This is a genomic window from Rossellomorea marisflavi (assembly GCF_001274775.1).
Lineage (GTDB): Bacteria > Bacillota > Bacilli > Bacillales > Bacillaceae_B > Rossellomorea > Rossellomorea marisflavi.
Map to the genome: position 1 here is coordinate 232,895 of NZ_LGUE01000004.1, position 15,746 is coordinate 248,640.

General features: G+C 47.3%; 15 protein-coding genes and 1 pseudogene. 6 read left to right on the top strand and 10 right to left on the bottom strand.

Going from position 1 to position 15,746, the window contains the following annotated elements; all coding sequences use genetic code 11:
- Positions 1 to 183 precede the first annotated feature (183 nt).
- Positions 184 to 1,125 (top strand): DUF1672 family protein, encoded by a 942-nt coding sequence (locus tag AF331_RS11095; RefSeq protein ID WP_053428188.1) that lies wholly within the window; start codon positions 184 to 186, stop codon positions 1,123 to 1,125.
- A gap of 11 nt (positions 1,126 to 1,136) precedes the next feature.
- Positions 1,137 to 3,242, top strand: a complete 2,106-nt coding sequence (locus AF331_RS11100) for an SA1320 family protein (RefSeq protein ID WP_053428189.1) — start codon at positions 1,137 to 1,139, stop codon at positions 3,240 to 3,242.
- Positions 3,243 to 3,525: 283 nt separating this feature from the next.
- Here AF331_RS11100 and AF331_RS11105 read toward each other — a convergent pair whose 3' ends face one another.
- On the bottom strand, positions 3,526 to 3,822 hold the full coding sequence (locus tag AF331_RS11105) for a hypothetical protein (protein WP_053428190.1): 297 nt from the start codon (positions 3,820 to 3,822) through the stop codon (positions 3,526 to 3,528).
- Positions 3,823 to 4,132: 310 nt separating this feature from the next.
- A complete protein-coding gene (locus tag AF331_RS11110; protein WP_053428936.1) occupies positions 4,133 to 4,621 on the bottom strand; it encodes a DedA family protein in 489 nt (162 codons plus the stop codon).
- A gap of 205 nt (positions 4,622 to 4,826) precedes the next feature.
- On the opposite strand from AF331_RS11110, the gene AF331_RS11115 reads away from it, so the two are divergent.
- Positions 4,827 to 5,288: a hypothetical protein gene (locus tag AF331_RS11115; protein ID WP_079515204.1), complete on the top strand. Its 462-nt coding sequence runs from the start codon at positions 4,827 to 4,829 to the stop codon at positions 5,286 to 5,288.
- A gap of 42 nt (positions 5,289 to 5,330) precedes the next feature.
- Here AF331_RS11115 and AF331_RS11120 read toward each other — a convergent pair whose 3' ends face one another.
- Positions 5,331 to 6,176 (bottom strand): sulfite exporter TauE/SafE family protein, encoded by an 846-nt coding sequence (locus tag AF331_RS11120; protein ID WP_053428191.1) that lies wholly within the window; start codon positions 6,174 to 6,176, stop codon positions 5,331 to 5,333.
- A gap of 101 nt (positions 6,177 to 6,277) precedes the next feature.
- On the opposite strand from AF331_RS11120, the gene AF331_RS11125 reads away from it, so the two are divergent.
- Entirely contained in the window at positions 6,278 to 7,117 is an 840-nt protein-coding gene (locus AF331_RS11125) for a LysR family transcriptional regulator (protein WP_053428192.1), read from the top strand.
- A gap of 68 nt (positions 7,118 to 7,185) precedes the next feature.
- The gene (gene yyaC, locus AF331_RS11130) at positions 7,186 to 7,770 is read left to right on the top strand and encodes a spore protease YyaC (protein ID WP_053428193.1); all 585 of its coding nucleotides are present in this window, start codon (positions 7,186 to 7,188) and stop codon (positions 7,768 to 7,770) included.
- A 17-nt stretch (positions 7,771 to 7,787) separates the two neighbouring features.
- Here yyaC and AF331_RS11135 read toward each other — a convergent pair whose 3' ends face one another.
- Both AF331_RS11135 and AF331_RS11140 read right to left on the bottom strand, forming a co-directional pair.
- The gene (locus AF331_RS11135; protein ID WP_053428194.1) at positions 7,788 to 9,098 is read right to left on the bottom strand and encodes a CitMHS family transporter; all 1,311 of its coding nucleotides are present in this window, start codon (positions 9,096 to 9,098) and stop codon (positions 7,788 to 7,790) included.
- A 130-nt stretch (positions 9,099 to 9,228) separates the two neighbouring features.
- Positions 9,229 to 10,104, bottom strand: a complete 876-nt coding sequence (locus tag AF331_RS11140; RefSeq protein ID WP_053428195.1) for a LysR family transcriptional regulator — start codon at positions 10,102 to 10,104, stop codon at positions 9,229 to 9,231.
- Between the two features lie 125 nt (positions 10,105 to 10,229).
- On the opposite strand from AF331_RS11140, the gene AF331_RS11145 reads away from it, so the two are divergent.
- Positions 10,230 to 11,360, top strand: a complete 1,131-nt coding sequence (locus AF331_RS11145; RefSeq protein WP_053428196.1) for a 2-methylaconitate cis-trans isomerase PrpF family protein — start codon at positions 10,230 to 10,232, stop codon at positions 11,358 to 11,360.
- Between the two features lie 330 nt (positions 11,361 to 11,690).
- On the opposite strand, the gene AF331_RS22880 is transcribed toward AF331_RS11145, so the two are convergent.
- The 5 genes and pseudogenes from AF331_RS22880 to AF331_RS11165 form a co-directional block, all read right to left on the bottom strand.
- Positions 11,691 to 12,161, bottom strand: coding sequence for a GNAT family N-acetyltransferase (locus tag AF331_RS22880; protein ID WP_152915654.1), 471 nt, complete (start codon positions 12,159 to 12,161; stop codon positions 11,691 to 11,693).
- Positions 12,144 to 12,551 (bottom strand): annotated as a pseudogene (locus AF331_RS22885) (DinB family protein); the annotation flags it as partial. The gene AF331_RS22880 and the pseudogene AF331_RS22885, both read right to left, overlap by 18 nt.
- Before the next feature lie 3 nt (positions 12,552 to 12,554).
- Positions 12,555 to 13,052, bottom strand: coding sequence for a hypothetical protein (locus AF331_RS11155; RefSeq protein ID WP_053428197.1), 498 nt, complete (start codon positions 13,050 to 13,052; stop codon positions 12,555 to 12,557).
- A complete protein-coding gene (locus AF331_RS11160) occupies positions 13,049 to 13,810 on the bottom strand; it encodes a class I SAM-dependent methyltransferase (protein ID WP_235576370.1) in 762 nt (253 codons plus the stop codon). The genes AF331_RS11155 and AF331_RS11160 overlap by 4 nt, the downstream gene beginning before the upstream one ends.
- Positions 13,811 to 13,915: 105 nt before the next feature.
- Positions 13,916 to 15,679, bottom strand: coding sequence for an acid phosphatase (locus AF331_RS11165; protein ID WP_053428199.1), 1,764 nt, complete (start codon positions 15,677 to 15,679; stop codon positions 13,916 to 13,918).
- Positions 15,680 to 15,746: the final 67 nt, after the last annotated feature.

A 15,746-nucleotide genomic window follows, 5' to 3' on the forward strand; every position in this document is an offset into this window, starting at 1 on the left:
TCAAACTCCTCGGAATAATCACAAATCCGAATGACAAAAGATTCATGGCAAGACAATCCTTCCTGGTGACGTTTTTCCTGTTTTTGAATTTATGGGTACATTCACCTGTTAATACTTTACAGTTTCTTTTACAATAAAGAAGTTCTTTTACGTACATCATCCCATTAGGAGGATTGTTAACACATGAAACATAAATGGAAACTGTTCTTATGTGGTATAAGCATCTCATTATTATTAGGAGGTTGTTTTGGAGTGGACAGCGGAAAAAAATCAGAAGCGAAGAAGACGGATACGAAGCAGGGAGTCGATGATCGCCCTGAAGATAGGTTTGAAAGCGCACTCACCTATACTGGTGAGGGGTATGACCTACCTGGAGGAGAAGAAAACGAAAAGATAGCTAAAGAGCATAAGGATGAAGTAGTAAAGGCGACTAAGGATTATCTGAAAGAAAAGTATAATACGGATATAGAAGTTCACAACATGGTAGGAAACAAAGATGGAGTCACAGTCTTCTTTGAGTCTATTGGTGACGTACATTTTTACTCTACAGCAATCGTTCCAATTGACTCAGATAATCAAAAAGTATTGTCTGATAAAGTTTGGACGTTGGAAGGTGAAGTAGAGAAAGGGATTGAAACAGGATTGTACGCCTTGAAGATGAAGGATGAATTTAAAAATTTGGACTCTCTAATTGAATCGCTAATAGAAGAAGACAAAAACATTGTTGGTAGAAAAATTGAAGCCCTGCAGAATGTTGGGGGTAACGGCTTTATGACACCTTACTACATTGTCCAGCCATTGGATGCCGAAGAAGCCCTTAAAGATGCTTATGACCTCTATATTAGTAGCTCACAAAAGAATACCGATGAAATAATAAATTCTATAAAAGAAATTAATAACGAGGACTTTTTATTCTCTATACAATTTTTCATGAAAACCGCTAAAGAGCAACCCAATAAAGACACTTTCAACAAAGTTAAGGAATCATTAGAAACGTCCAATAATCTCCCTAGTGGAACTTATGTTATCCAGATAAACGATAACTATATTGATAAAGAATCGTCGGAAGGTTACAAGAAAAACTCTATAAGTTTAGAAGTTTTCGAGGGAATAAAAAAAAATTAGGGTGATTACTAATGAGCCAAACAAATACAAACATAAAGGCAAAAACATCAGACCCAGATCTAGTAGAGCTTGCCGGGTACCATTCATATAAAGACTTAAGTAAAGACACTATATTTAAAGTAAACGGAACAAAATTTTTAGTGTTAGATACTAGATATGAAGATCCCACAGGTCTTGACGCCATGACTGTTCAAAACCTAAAAAACGGAGAGGTTTCAATAATTTACCAAGGTACTCAAGGTCAAAAGAAAAATGGAAAAATGGACCTTTTAACTGATGCTCAACTTCTTAGCGATATCAATGTAAGACAATTGGAAGCTGCTGATAGTTATTATGTGGAAATGAAAGAAAAATACGATTCACTTGGCGGCGTGACCTCCGTTGCAGGTAATTCACTTGGTGGACCGTTAGCCTCAAGTATAGTAGTAAAGCATCCTGAAGACGAAGACAACCTTAGGTGTGTAACTTTAGACCCCGCATTACTACCCAAAGGAATGATGGACCCTAACAAAGAATATAAAAATATAATAAATTACTATGGAGACAATGACGTTTTAACAACAGCTCTTATAGGATTAGATCTTGATAAACGAATTCCAGGAGAAAGACGTGATATATCATTTGGTTTCCCTTTTGCCGATGATAAACTTAAAAATCTCGGACCTTTTCATACTGGATTTTACGGCGACAATGAACATTATGTAGTGGCAGGAGAGAAGATAAATGTTGCAGCCGATGACCATATAATCACCAGTATCTGGACAGGAGAGCCTTTATACAGCGGAAATACTGAGCGCATTGATATTACACCCGAGGCTCTTGCTAAACTCTCGAAGGCTATGATCGGGGATGATTTGTCGGTTCACGGTAAGTATACAAGTATAGATAGTTATATGAATAAGTCACAATCACTAGTAGAACAAGAAGGAGAAAGGTTCACTGCACGATTGAATGAACTCCAAGATAAAATTGAAGAAATTACTGAGTCACATTTCAGTCATCCCTTGTTCAAAGGCATGAGTACCTTAGCTGCTCCTATCCTATTGGAGTTGGACATTTGGATCGCCCTATTGGGTAAAGCAGAATCCTTTGTCAGGTCCATAAATAAGGTACTGGACTCTCCCCCGCTTGAGCTAGTAGAGCATATTGTCAACATTGACCTAAATGTAGCTAATATATTTGAACCCCCACGTGAGTTGCTCTCTCAATTCAAAGAGAATATAGTAGATCTACTACAAGGTTTCAAGCAATTGAGCGAGCACTTAATACCCACACTTTTAAGCGGTGGGAAACAGGTTGTAGAAGATGTGTTTGTAAATGATTTAAACGCACATTACAAAATCGTCAACCAGAATATTGAGAAAGTGTCAAAGCATATTGAACTGTTTAACTTTAAAACAAATTTCGTCAGGGCAGAGATGGTCATGCGTGATAAAAATTTGGCTGACTCAATCACAAATAAGGGCTCATTACTTGCAGTCGCTCCTTCGATGCTGAATAGTTCTGGGGAACCATTAACGGAATCAGACCATATGCTAGTTGGTATGAAATTAGGTGATCTGATTCTCGATGAAAGCATCGCCATTCTCACTGCTTTTGGGAATAACATTATCCAAGCAGTAGTAGGAACCCTAATAGGAATTGTTTCAGCACTAGAAGGGTCCCTTGAAGCAACAATCCTGCAAATTAAGTCAAAAGCTAAGATAGACTCAGTCGCCATTCCTATGGATTTCTTGGGGCTATACTCGAATCTTGCAAATAAAGTGAATGCTATAGCTGAGTCAGCAATCGCCCCGCTTGAAGAGATTACTGGAACACTGGGTGGAGTTAGAGATGGACTAACTAGAGTATTCTTTGGTTTCCCTAACATTGTGAATGAATTTAAACCCTTCCTTCAAAATGCAATTTTGGATCAATTTAAACTAGCTGAGATCAACATTTTAAACGGCGTATCTTCTTCTCTACATGGAGAATTAGAATTGCTCTTCGAAGATATAATCTATCAACTTAGTGAACATAAGGGCAATTCCATCACTGCACTTCACGATACTTCCCAAAAGGTAAAAGCCGATCTAGAAACCGTTCGCGAACAAATTGAACGGATTACATTCAGTTAGTTCGAATATGGTTTCTTATGACTACTTAATGTAATTAAATTGAATAAATGTATTTATAATGAACCTGAAGAAGGGATATCTATTCTAATGATATCCTTTCTTTTTTAACTGATTTGATAAAATTACACTTTCCCCTTGAAGAGCTTCCTTTTCAACTTTCATATTAGTGGATATTTTTTGTTATGAAATGAATATCTAAAGTGTTCAAATATACTACTAGAAAAGATAAGATGATGGTCTACCAGGAGATCAAGCACTTCCTGGAAACCCTTTTATAAAGAAATCACGGCTCGGATATCCCGTTGGCAATGAGCAGCAGATAGATCATGAAGCTGGTCACGATGATAAAAACGCCATTTGCCAGAATGCTGAACAGCTTCACGAAGCGTTGTTGTGACCTCATCCCCATGAAGAGAGCCAAGATGAAGCCCGCGTCAATCAAGGCAAACAGGGCGATGGGCAACCACAGATCGGCTTTCACCAGCTTCCCGATCGGGAACACGAGAATGGAGGCCACCAGCAGGACAGCTGTCAGGGAGACCGCCTGCAGGGAACGTTTATCGAGTTTTTCATTTTCCATTTTAAGTACCTCCCAAAAATAATCGATTGGAGTGCATATGTATCATTAGCTTAGTCATTCTTACCCTAATCCTTGGTTTCGGATTCATGATTTCAGCAATCAGGGACCATTCAAAACGTGTCCAGGAAAAACAGGACCGGCAGATTGAATTGCTTCTCGAGCTTAAGAAAGAATTAGAAAAGGATAACAATGAATAAGGCTTTTTGTAACCTTTTTATCGTCGCAAATTTTTCAGCAACTTACAAGGATTGCTTCACGTTCCATGAATAGTTGAAAACGAAAAAATCCATCGCTGTTGCCGATGGATTTTTCATAATGTCACCACACCTGCCAGCCTCCCGATGGTGATGAAGACCGACGTCCAAAGAAGGGATCCGATGGCAACGAACAGGAAGTACTGTTTAAGATCCATGCGGGCAATCCCGGAAAAATAGCAGGTGATATGCCGTACGCCAGGAATGAAATAGCCGATGATCAAGGAATACGATCCGTACTTCTCCATCCACTTTTCGACCCTTCGCATACGCTTTTCCTTCAGCCCGACCCATTTCCCATATTTATCAAGGAACGGTCGACCGGCTTTGTAGCCGATGAAGTAACTGATGGTCATCCCAACAAGGGCCCCTCCAAAACTGAACAATACGGCCAGTTCATAGTTGAGGGTCCCGACATTTGTGAAATATCCGACCAGCATCATCAGGACCTCATCCGGGACAGGCAGTCCGACGATCCCCAATGTGAGTAATAAAAAGACGGCAATATAGCCATAATTGGCGATGATTTGTTCTACTGATTCCAAGTCCATACAGCATTAAGCTCCCTACGTGAATTCCAGGCAATGATGTTCCATATTCTTATACGGTTCAACACCGGCAAGAGTTTCAGTTCATGGATATTCTTTCAAAACACTTCTACCATCATACCATAGGGAGCAGGTTTTCTATAGATTTTTCCAGAAAACCCATGTATTATTATACAAGAATAATTAATATGAAGTGGTATGTATGATCCTTGTTTTATCCCTGCCTTTAGGTGCGCTGTCTTATTATAGTGTCATATCATTTTTAGAAGTAAAAGAAGCCATTGTCCGCAAGCCCGCTTTGGTGCAGCTGAATATTCTCATGGTGATCCCGATTGTGGCGATAGCGATCTTATCATTTGTCGTATACCTTCTTCACACCCATCTCGAGGATCGCATTTCTCATGCACTACTCGTCCTTAGCTTATGGCTGCTGTGCACCACTGCACTGTTTATTATCCGGAATGCCGGTAATCGCAGGCTATCTGTGATCATCCTAGCCTTAATCAGTATGGTCGCAGCCATTGCCATGACCCCGATCGACTTTTATAATACCGTGTTCGAGGGACCCCATTATGGGCTTCCCTTAGGGATCAGTATATTTTTCATCATCCTGGTTTATATAAACTGGTTTCGTATGGCCCGTTCCATCACCGCTACAACATAAAAACGAAGCCCGCGTCAGAGGACGCGGGCTTCGTCTCTTTACCTAAGCTGATGCACTTGGCTCTTTTCTCTGCTTGTTGATCAAGACCGCAAAAAAGGCAACCATGGCAGCGCCGATCAGAATCAAGGATAGGGTCGGGATCTGAAGCAGCTTGAGGATGACGCTTGCTGCTACGATGATATACAGAAATGCGAGCATGCGTTTCACCTTATCCGTTGCAAAGTTCTTCAGCTGGGTTGAGCCGATTGGTGTTCCGATCAGTGCGCCTGCGATGAGAAGGACGCCGTGGCGATAGTCAAGTGTTTCTCCTGCTGCCATGTATGAACCGATCCCGGACAGGACGATGATGGAGGCAGCCGTGATGCTCGTTCCGATCGCTTTTTTCAGGTCCAGCCTGATCCATTTTGACAGGAGCGGCGTCATGACGAATCCACCGCTGACACCCATGAGGGATGAAATGACCCCTGTGATGAACCCGATCACCGGAACGGCACCCTTGCCTTTCGGTTTCGCATCGGACTTCTCCTTCCTGAAGAATTGATAGGAGAACCATCCAAGAATGGCAATATAGGCGATGGAGATGACGAGGGATGCACCATTTGATGCTTCAAGCCATTTCACGAATGGCGCCGTGACCGTTGACCCGATTACACCAGCGATGCCGAGGATGATGGCAAGTCGTCCGTTTACATTTTTCAATCGTATATGAGAAATCGTGCCGGTCACCGTGGATCCAAGGGTCAGCATCAAGGAGAGGATGATTGCCTGACTCGGGTCATAGCCGAGGACCAGGAGCGTCGGAGTCAAAACGATTCCTCCACCTATCCCGAAAAACCCTGACAGGATCCCGATGAACGCACCACCGATGATAAAATAAATCCATTCCATTTCTGTTCACTTCCTTCCCTTTAATTATACAGCGGGGAAGTTTATAATAGAAATGAATAATACGAATAGTGTTTATTACGTTTCGTAATGGAGGTGCACCTATGCAAATCGATTGGATCCGGACGTTCGTCACCCTTGCGCAGCTGCAGCATTTTACGAAGACGAGTGAATTCCTGAATTTGTCCCAGCCGACGGTGAGCGTCCATATTAAGAAGCTCGAGCAGGCACTCGGCGTTGCCCTCATCAGCCGCTCTTCCAATTCACCCGCCTTTCAATTGACGCCTGCTGGACAGAAGGTATATGAACAAGGAAAGAAGATGCTGGAAATCGCCCGTTCCATGGAGCACATCCATGATGAAAAGGAAGAGTTCCATCTTCGGATCGGGTCCACGCATACAGTAAGCGATGTCCTGCTCCCTGACTTTGTGAAACAGCTGAAGCTGATGTATCCCCATGCCCATCTGCAGCTCAGGATCAACAATCATGAGACGATCGTGGAGGAACTGAATCACGGCGAAATCGATTTTGCTCTTGTGGAAGGGACCAAGGGGCTCGAGCCCTTCCAGGTAGAAGTCATCGCACGAGATGAGATCCGTTTCTTTGCCAGCAATCGCATGAGCCTGGAATCGTCCCCCATCATTTTGAGAGAGCTGGGTTCCGGAACGCGTGAATATGCGGATGATCTCCTGCGATCAGAGCGAATCCAGCCTGTGGAAATCCTCGAGGCAAGCAGCCACTCCCTCATCAAGCAGCTCGCCATCCGGGGCCTTGGGATTGCTTTTCTTTCCACTTCCATGGTGAAAGAGGAGCTCAGGCAGGGGAAACTTGTCCCCATCGATCCTTTTGTTGTCTACCGGCCCTTCTATTTCGTACACGCCGGAAAGTCCGGTGAGGGAAGTGTCGTGGACAACCTGGTCCAACTTGTTAAAGGTTTGTCATGATGAGGAAATCCTTTCACACCGGCTGCATGTATAATGGAAGTACGACCACATGGAAAGGAGCTTGAGAGATGCGTTCATTCGATAGAAGCCAGCCCGATCTGCCAGTGTGGATCTCGGCACAATCCAGGGAATACGAAACGGAGACCCTCCTCCAACTGCTTCAATCGATGCTGACCGATATGGAGGAAAGTGGACGCACCCTCGTCATTTTCTGTATTGGATCCGATCGGTACGTAGGAGATTCATTGGGGCCACTTGTCGGAACGATGCTCACCCGGTTTTCGATCCCTTCACCTGTCTATGGAACCCTTGAAACGCCCATTCACGCTTTTAATCTTAAACCAACGTTGAAAGCCATCCAGAAAACGCACCGTGACCCATTCATCATGACGGTGGACGCTGCACTCGGGAAACAAGATGCGGTCGGTTCCATCCTTTTCAACACCGGCCCCCTCACCCCGGGGAAGGCACTCGAGAAGATGCTTCCTGAAGTCGGGGACTGTCACTTCCAGGGGATTGTGAATTCCGCCGATCCCCTTCCCTCTTCCCAGTTCCTGAATGACACCCGCCTGTACACCGTGATGACGCTCGCTGAGCGAATATCCGCCATCATTCAAGAAGCCCATATACGCAAAGAAGCAGGGACCCTTTGAGGTCCCTGCTTCTTTTATTAGAGAATGGCTCCTGTGATGAAACCAACGATGATAATGATGACGGAACAGAATAGCGCCCATTTGATGGCATATTTCTGAAGATCACCAATATCGGTTTTCACCATCCCTACCAGCAACAGCGTGGATGCCACAAGCGGACTCAGGAAATGGACCGGTTGCCCGAGGACAGACGCCCGTGCGATTTCAAGCGGACTCACCCCATATGCCGCTCCTGCTTCTGCAAGGATTGGAAGCACCCCGAAGTAATATGCATCGTTTGATAACACAAAGGTGAATGGCATGCTCGTGATGGCCACGACGAGAGGGAAGAATTTCCCCACGGACTCCGGGATGATCGAGACGAGGGAATTCGAAATGGCATTGACCATTTCCGTACCCGAGAAGATTCCGGAGAAGATCCCTGCTGCGAATACAAGAAGCACGACGGTCATGGCATTCCCCGCATGGGAGAGGATCCGCTCCTTCTGTTCTTCAAGATTCGGATAGTTGATGACGGTGGCCAAGACGAAGCCGAGAAGGAAAAGCACCGGGATCGGCATGAGGCCCATGACCAGGATGGTCATAACCGTCACGACGAGGATCAGGTTGATCCAGCGGAGTTTTGGACGCTTGCAGCTCTCTTCCAGGGCAAATGATGCTGCGGCCTCGTTTTGGCTCAACTCCTCTGTGCTATGTTCATCAAGGGAGATGACGCCGATCCTCTCCCGTTCTTTCTTTCCAAGAAAGTATGACATCAGGAGGATTGCACCCATCCCGGACAACATCGTCGGGATCATCGGGATAAAGAATTCATTCGCATCAAGTCCCAAAGCGGCAATGGCCCGGGTCGCCGGTCCTCCCCAGGGCGTCATGCCGCTCATGATGCTGACAGACATGAGCGAAATCGTGGCGAGGATCAGCGGGTTCATCCCGATGCGCAGGTACAGGGCGAGCATCGCGGAGATTGTGATCATGTGGGTAGTCGTCCCGTCCCCATCAAGGGCGACAGTCATGGCAATCACGGCCGTCCCAATGGCGATCTTGAGTGGGTCACCTTTGACGATCTTCATCATCTTCTGGATGAGGGGATCAAACAGCCCCGCATCGATCATGATCCCAAAGAACAGGATGGCGAATAATAAGAGGGCCGCTGAAGGCGCAACGGTCTTCAATCCTTCGAGCATCATATCCCCCAGTTGCAGTCCGAACCCTCCTATGATGCCGAATATGACAGGCACGAGTACAAGTGAAGCCACCGGCGAAAGTTTTTTCGACATGATCAAATACGTAAAGACAACCACCATAGAAATACCTAAAAATGTAAGCATCATTTCATCCTCCTTATAGAAAACGCTTTCAATTACCGATCTGTTTTTTCAGAAAATTGATACTATAAGAATATGGGACGCTTACAAATAAGTAAAATATAGAATTTTTACTTATGCATATAAGTATTTTTTATAATCCAACAGAGATATCGACGTGCTGATTCAAAAAGTCCACAAAGTGCTTCACCGTCGCAAGCTGAAGGGAAGATTCATTATACATGAGCCATGTATCCCTTTGGACAGGCGTCCCGTCTTCGTATGTCAATCCGTACGTATACAGGTTGTCGGAGGGTCGCAGACAGATCTCAGGCAGGATGGCGACACCGAGGTCATGCTTGACCATTTCCTTGCACGTTCCCTGGCGATCCGTATCCATCGTCGTTGAGGGCGGTTCATTGAAGCGGTCATTCCACCAGCCCGTCATCAGGTTTTTCAAAGAGGAGTCGGTGTTATATTGAATGAACGGAAGCTCCGGCAGACGTTCGATATCGACTTCGTTCTTCGATATGAGAAAAAGTCTTTCTTTATGAAGGAGCTTCTTCTTCCCGTTCCATTGATAATCCCCTCGCATAATGCCAAGCTGGACGCTTGATGAATCGAGCAGCCCTTTAATGAACGTACTCCACCCCGTCTTCACGCTGAACTGGACGTTCGGATAGAGGGTTGAGAATTCTTTCAGGATCTTCGGAAGCTTGTACTGGGCAAAGTTGCTTGATACACCGAGTCGCAATGTGCCACGCACATCATCTCGCATGTTGAGCATATAGTCCTTCGTCTTTTGAAGCTTCTCCTGCATTTCTTCAGCGTACTGGGCCAGATACAAGCCTTCACTCGTCCACTCGATCCCCCCTTTGATCTTATAGAATAGATTGATTCCAAACTCCTTCTCCAGGTTTTTAAGGCGGTACGTCAATGCCGGCTGGGAGATGTAAAGCCGCTCTGAAGCCCTGCTGATGTTCTTCTCTTCCAGCAGGACGCTGAGAGCGGTCCAATCCTTTTCATCCATGCAAATCACTCCTGATTATAAGTATTTTTTTGATGTTTACGACTAAATTATCTATTTTACTTATAGCTATTCTTATCATACTATAGGGAGCAACAAAAGTGGATTCCTGAAAGGTGGTTTTTTCTATGAAAGTTCCAGTTGTGATCATGCGCGGAGGTACGAGTAAAGGAGTGTTCCTGAATAAAAAGGATATGCCCGGGGACCGTTCCCTTTGGGAGGAATTTCTCCTGGATATCATGGGGAGCCCCGATCAGCGTCAGATTGATGGTCTCGGAGGGGCGAATTCCCTGACGAGCAAGGCTGCCATCATCCAGGCTTCCTCCATTGAGGGGATCGATATCGAGTATACCTTCGCCCAGGTGAGCATCGGAAATCAGATGGTGGACTTCAGCGGAAACTGTGGTAACATCTCGTCAGCGGTGGGACCGTATGCCATTGAGCAGGGGCTGGTAAAGGTGAAGGAACCACTCACTGCCGTCAGGATCCTTAATACGAATACAAATAAAGTCATCACGGCAGAAGTGGAAGTGGAAGACGGCAGGGTGAAAACCGAAGGGACTACGACCATTCCTGGTGTACCCGGATCCGGTTCGCCAATTTACCTTTCGTTCTCAAATGCTGAAGGGGCCGTGACGGGACGGGTCTACCCTACTGGAAATCCTGTTGATTCGATGACTACAGGAAGCGGGAGCACCATCCCTGTATCCATCGTCGATGCCGCCAACCCCCTTGTGTTCGTGCATGCAAGGGACGTCGGACTGGAGGGAACCGAGCTTCCCGAGGATTTCTCTGCTGAAAAGCTTGCGGAACTGGAAGATATCCGTTCCCGGGCAGCTGAACTATGCGGTTTTGCATCCAAAGAAGACTCAACCCGTCTGTCACCGGCCATCCCGAAGATGACCATCATCGCACCTCCGAAAGATTATGTGGATGTGGTCGGGACCACCCACCACGCTTCCGACATCGACTGCCTGATCCGCATGATGAGCATGCAGAAGCCCCATCAGGCACTCGCCATCACCGGAGCCATCTGTACGACGACCGCCGCCTTCCTGAATGATACGATTCTATCGGATATCCTTGAAGTGAAAGAGGATATTGTCAGACTTGGACATCCCGGGGGTATCATGCAGACCAAGGTGGACCTCGTTGCCGGACATATCAGCGCCATCAAAGTCGTGAGGACCGCCCGGACGATCCTTGAGGGATCCGTCCATACGAAGAAAGATTACACCTCTGCCGTCCAGTCGGCATGACGAGCAAAGAACCGGATCGCCTACTCTTGCCATCCGGTTCACTCTTTTCCCCACTTTTCTGCAAATCGGCGAGCCTACTTGGTCCACTCCGCTTGGGTAAAATTCCACGTAGCGCCCTTCCTTCACCCCTACATCAATATAGAAATAGCTTTCCAGTTTCCCAATAGGATGCAGGTCATAGGCGAGCCCGGTGAAGAGATGTTCTTTACCGTCGTGATCGATGTAGATGATCCCCTGCCCATAAGGCCCTCCATATTCGAGCTGGGTCTCAAATTCCACTCCATGCCTCAAACATATTCCTTGGTGAGCAGTTCTTTCATGTTGTCCTTCTTATAGATCCTTTTTCATATAAAAATGGGAATGGTCCCTGCCGACGTTTTCAAGGGTGCCGAACACGTCATAGCCATGCTTCTCGTAGAATCCCCTCGCCTGAAAGCTGAGGGTGTCTAGTTTGATGAAGTCGCAGCCTCGTACAGATGCAATCCGTTCAGCTTCCTGGAGGAGCCTGCTCCCGTGGCCACCGCTCCTCAGACTTTCATCCACCATGAGGATCTTGACCTCCATCCAGTTCCAGCAGATCTCTCCCACAAGGCCTCCCCTGATTTCACCCGTTGCATCACTGAGCGTCAGTGTGATCTCCTCATATCGCCCCTTCAGATCTTCGGGGAAGTGCTTGAGGTTGAAGGAATAGAGCTTTTCTGAAATGCTTTTAGCTGCTTCGTCACCTTCCGTCCGTTGAATGGTTAGCCCATCTGAAAGGAATGCATCGGTCTGCTCTTTATGGTGCAGATCATGCTCCATCAGTCCAAGGAAATAACGAACGATGGAGATGTCTTTTTCACCGATGGTCATGATGTAATCAGCGTTCAATTCCTTGATCTCTTCTATGATTCTAAGCTTTGTTTCGGTAAATTGCCGGAACAGCTCCGCTTTTGATGCCTTCTCCATCCGTGTGACTGCCTCATGATTGAATGCATCCACTTCCGGGGCAGGGGACATGCTTTCTGCTGACCCGATTTCCCTCAGCCGATGATCCAGGAGGAATTCATCCCACGCAATGAGGTGGGCAAGTGTTTCTCCTATGTTCCATTTCCCTGGTTTGAGTGGGGTTTGCCATAGGGTATCGTCAAGCTCCATCAGGGATGCTCCCCATTCGACCATTGCATGTTGATGTTGGATGATGGTTTCCATTTCTCAACCCTCCTCCAGCCAGGCGTGGACTTTTTTCTTCATGTCTTGATCAAGACCCGCGGCCGATCCTTCATCTTTCATGGCTTTCTTCGCCAACTTCTTAGGGAACATACTTTCAAGGGAAGATTGATGAGTGCTTCCGTCATCGGGTTCTTCGTACTTCACCACGGTGTAGCGATTTCCTTCATCCTTTAATTGAATATGGGCAGGGAGAGAGGCTCCTGCTTGTATGTCGTCACCGGTTGCCAAGTGATACCCTTCGTATAGGGTGTAAAGATATACATCGATGGTACCGTTCCCTTCTTTCGTACCATAAATCTTATGTACTTCAAATTGTTCGTCCGTCTTTTCGAACTTAGGTTCATTATGTTCGACGATGGCGGTAGAGATCACGTTATCCATTTCCGGAGTGACCTCCTTGTCCCCGTTCGCTATACCTTGGTTGCAGGCCGCAAGCAACGGGATCATGACCAGTGCCGGTAACCAGCTCCTTTTCCTCATCTATCATGACTCCCTTCGAATGATCCGATGGTCACTTCTGTTTCATATGGAATGGTCAGGCTTCCCTCTTGGCAGTGCTCCCGGAAAAGTGTTCCCAGTGCGTTTACAAATGACTGATACTCGGGGTGATCGGCCGAAGGCGTGTAGGACAGCGACAGACCATGATGAATCAATTCCTCTTCATCGAGGGTATGGGCATTATCCATCTGTACGAGTTTGATGTCTGATCCGAAAAATTCCCGTTTCGCTTTTAGATGATCACCGCTTGAATTCCCCGCCGTCTGCTTGATTGTGAAGTCCTGCAGCACATTGGAATACGCCTCAACGAACGGATCATCCCCCTTCATCGAATTCCAGATGAGGAGCACCCTTCCACCCGGTTTCAAGATGCGCTGGAACTCCGTGCGGCACCGGTCTTTATCCAACCAGTGGAACGCCTGTGCAACGGTGATGAAATCAACGCTTCCCGTCTCCAAAAGGGTTTCCTCTGCCGGTGCTTCCATGTAGGAAACACGTTGGTTGTCACGGCAGGTATGACGACATTCCGCCAGCATGTCGGCACTTGGTTCCACGGCCGTGATGAAGGCATTCAATTCTCCCAGCAGGCGTGTCAGTCGTCCTGTCCCGGCACCGATGTCTGCCATCCGTGATTGGTCATCAGCTCCGAGGCTTCGCATAAGTTCAAGGATGCCTTTTGGGTAAGGCGGTCTTCCTTTTGTATAAGAAGAAGCCCTTCCAGTAAATTCTGTTTTCATCATGATCTTCCCTTCCACATTTTGTATTACCATCCATTTTACGCTTTTTAAAGATGTTTACAATAAAAAAATCAAACCGCTCCCCGTTTTGGAGCGGCTTGATCCTTTTTATTTTATTAGCTTCAGTTCCAGACTGTGGGCCTTGTAGACCGTCTTTACTTTGGTCCCTTTTGGAAGCCCGGTCGTTTCGATATGATTGAACACTTTATGACGGTCCAGTTTCCCGTAGGTCATGACGGTGACGGATTTGCCGGGGCGATGCTCGCTTGGGAAGTGTACCTTGAGTGTGCCGCCGAGCTCCGCTTCCCCTTTGATGACGAGAACATCTTCGCGGCTGTCTACATCCACCTCAAGAACGGATTTCTTCGATTGGCTGTAATCGCCATTGATGACGAGTTTCCCTTTACTTTCTTTTTGAAGGGTACCTGTTTCCACCTCCACATCCCCTTTTCCGAGCGCCGTTTCAGATCCAGCAACCAGGGTCCCGCCATCCAGAGTCGTGTCTCCCCTAAAGGAGTTATCTCCTGTGAGCGTCAATTCACCAGATCCTTTTTTCGTCAGGGATCCCTTCCCTGAGATATCGTTTGCCCATGTATCTTCTGCATGGAATCCGCCTTTGGAGGCGTCCATCTTCACCTTGACGTCTGTTTCAAACGAACCGAATCCATCTGCGGCTGCGTATAGGTTCAATCGTCCCCACCCTTCAAGATCATCAAGAAGCGGGTAACCGGATGCGAGTCCCGTTGTGGAAAGTACGCGGCGGCGTTCCTCGTCGCTCAGGTATGGAAGACGGGTTTCGAGGAGCACCTCAGCTCCCTTCGGCACGACCATGGGCTTCTTGGTGGAACCGGTCGGTTTGAAGCCATAGGTGAGCCTCTTCAGGTATGCCTGTTTATTGGCATCCTTATCGGCAAATCGGTCCGGTGCATTCCCATCCTGCGTCAGTAGCATGGTGTGAGCTTCCTCATAGGCGCCTTCCTTCAACGCTTCATTATCGGGATCTGCGAGGATGGCAGCAGCAAGCGCCGTGGCCATCGTGCGGCCTCCCATCACATCGAGGGGTGAATGAACCCCGGCAACGAGGCGGTTATCCCCGAGCTCCGACGCGCGCGTCAGCATTTCCTGATACCGTTCGGGAACCGCATAGGCAATGGCGAGTGCCGTCAGATAGGCGGCGTTCGTATGACCGCTCGGGAACCCTCCGTCATTGGTCGGGTCCTCCTTCAGCGTCGGACGCAGTTCCGGGACGACGATGGACGGATCGGTCCACCGGAAAGGACGCTTGTACGAGTAATAATCTTTGGCCGAGCTGGTTGACGAGTACTCCCCCCTGAGGGTTTCCACAAGTCCGGCCATCTGTCCGAGCTCAGAGTCAGTGGTGCCCGCGCCTGTCCCTTCATCGGTGTATTTCTTCGTCAGTGCATCCTGTGGGATCCCCGTGATGGTGGTGGTGGCGTTGGCATCCCTCCGGTAGATATCCGTGAGGGACCCGAGTCCATCAAGGGCACTGTAACTCTGGCTCACGCGGTCATCCAGATAGGCGGCATCCGCTTGAGCCTTTGAGCGGGAGGACGTCTTGTCCAACACGGTTTGAATATTATGTTCATGGACCGATTGATCCAGTACGACACCTGAATCCCAGGTTTCCCCCGGTTGCCAGATTCTGTTGTACTGTGAGAGGACGCTGATGGTCGGATTGCTCGCGGTCTTATTGCCCGACACATTATTCTTATATGTATCGATGAAGTAGCCTGACGGCGGTTCCGGTACCGGATCCACCCCTTGTTTCGCCCCTGCCTGGACGCCTCCAAGAGCGCTTTGTGAAATCACAAGTGATAGTACGACGGCCGAAATCGGCTTTATTGCCTTCATTTTCTCCCATCCCTTCTGTCCGCATTGAGCCGTGGGTGACACCACTCTTTGCGCTAATCTCCGATTA

What these genes read in the sequence shown, in the direction of transcription:
- AF331_RS11095 (WP_053428188.1), top strand. Translation starts at nt 184, where the DNA reads ATGAAACATAAATGGAAACTGTTCTTATGTGGTATAAGCATCTCATTA.
- AF331_RS11100 (WP_053428189.1), top strand. Translation starts at nt 1,137, where the DNA reads ATGAGCCAAACAAATACAAACATAAAGGCAAAAACATCAGACCCAGAT.
- AF331_RS11105 (WP_053428190.1), bottom strand. Translation starts at nt 3,822, where the DNA reads ATGGAAAATGAAAAACTCGATAAACGTTCCCTGCAGGCGGTCTCCCTG.
- AF331_RS11115 (WP_079515204.1), top strand. Translation starts at nt 4,827, where the DNA reads ATGATCCTTGTTTTATCCCTGCCTTTAGGTGCGCTGTCTTATTATAGT.
- AF331_RS11120 (WP_053428191.1), bottom strand. Translation starts at nt 6,176, where the DNA reads ATGGAATGGATTTATTTTATCATCGGTGGTGCGTTCATCGGGATCCTG.
- AF331_RS11125 (WP_053428192.1), top strand. Translation starts at nt 6,278, where the DNA reads ATGCAAATCGATTGGATCCGGACGTTCGTCACCCTTGCGCAGCTGCAG.
- yyaC (WP_053428193.1), top strand. Translation starts at nt 7,186, where the DNA reads ATGCGTTCATTCGATAGAAGCCAGCCCGATCTGCCAGTGTGGATCTCG.
- AF331_RS11135 (WP_053428194.1), bottom strand. Translation starts at nt 9,098, where the DNA reads ATGCTTACATTTTTAGGTATTTCTATGGTGGTTGTCTTTACGTATTTG.
- AF331_RS11140 (WP_053428195.1), bottom strand. Translation starts at nt 10,104, where the DNA reads ATGGATGAAAAGGATTGGACCGCTCTCAGCGTCCTGCTGGAAGAGAAG.
- AF331_RS11145 (WP_053428196.1), top strand. Translation starts at nt 10,230, where the DNA reads ATGAAAGTTCCAGTTGTGATCATGCGCGGAGGTACGAGTAAAGGAGTG.
- AF331_RS22880 (WP_152915654.1), bottom strand. Translation starts at nt 12,161, where the DNA reads ATGGAGCATGATCTGCACCATAAAGAGCAGACCGATGCATTCCTTTCA.
- AF331_RS11155 (WP_053428197.1), bottom strand. Translation starts at nt 13,052, where the DNA reads ATGAGGAAAAGGAGCTGGTTACCGGCACTGGTCATGATCCCGTTGCTT.
- AF331_RS11160 (WP_235576370.1), bottom strand. Translation starts at nt 13,810, where the DNA reads ATGATGAAAACAGAATTTACTGGAAGGGCTTCTTCTTATACAAAAGGA.
- AF331_RS11165 (WP_053428199.1), bottom strand. Translation starts at nt 15,679, where the DNA reads ATGAAGGCAATAAAGCCGATTTCGGCCGTCGTACTATCACTTGTGATT.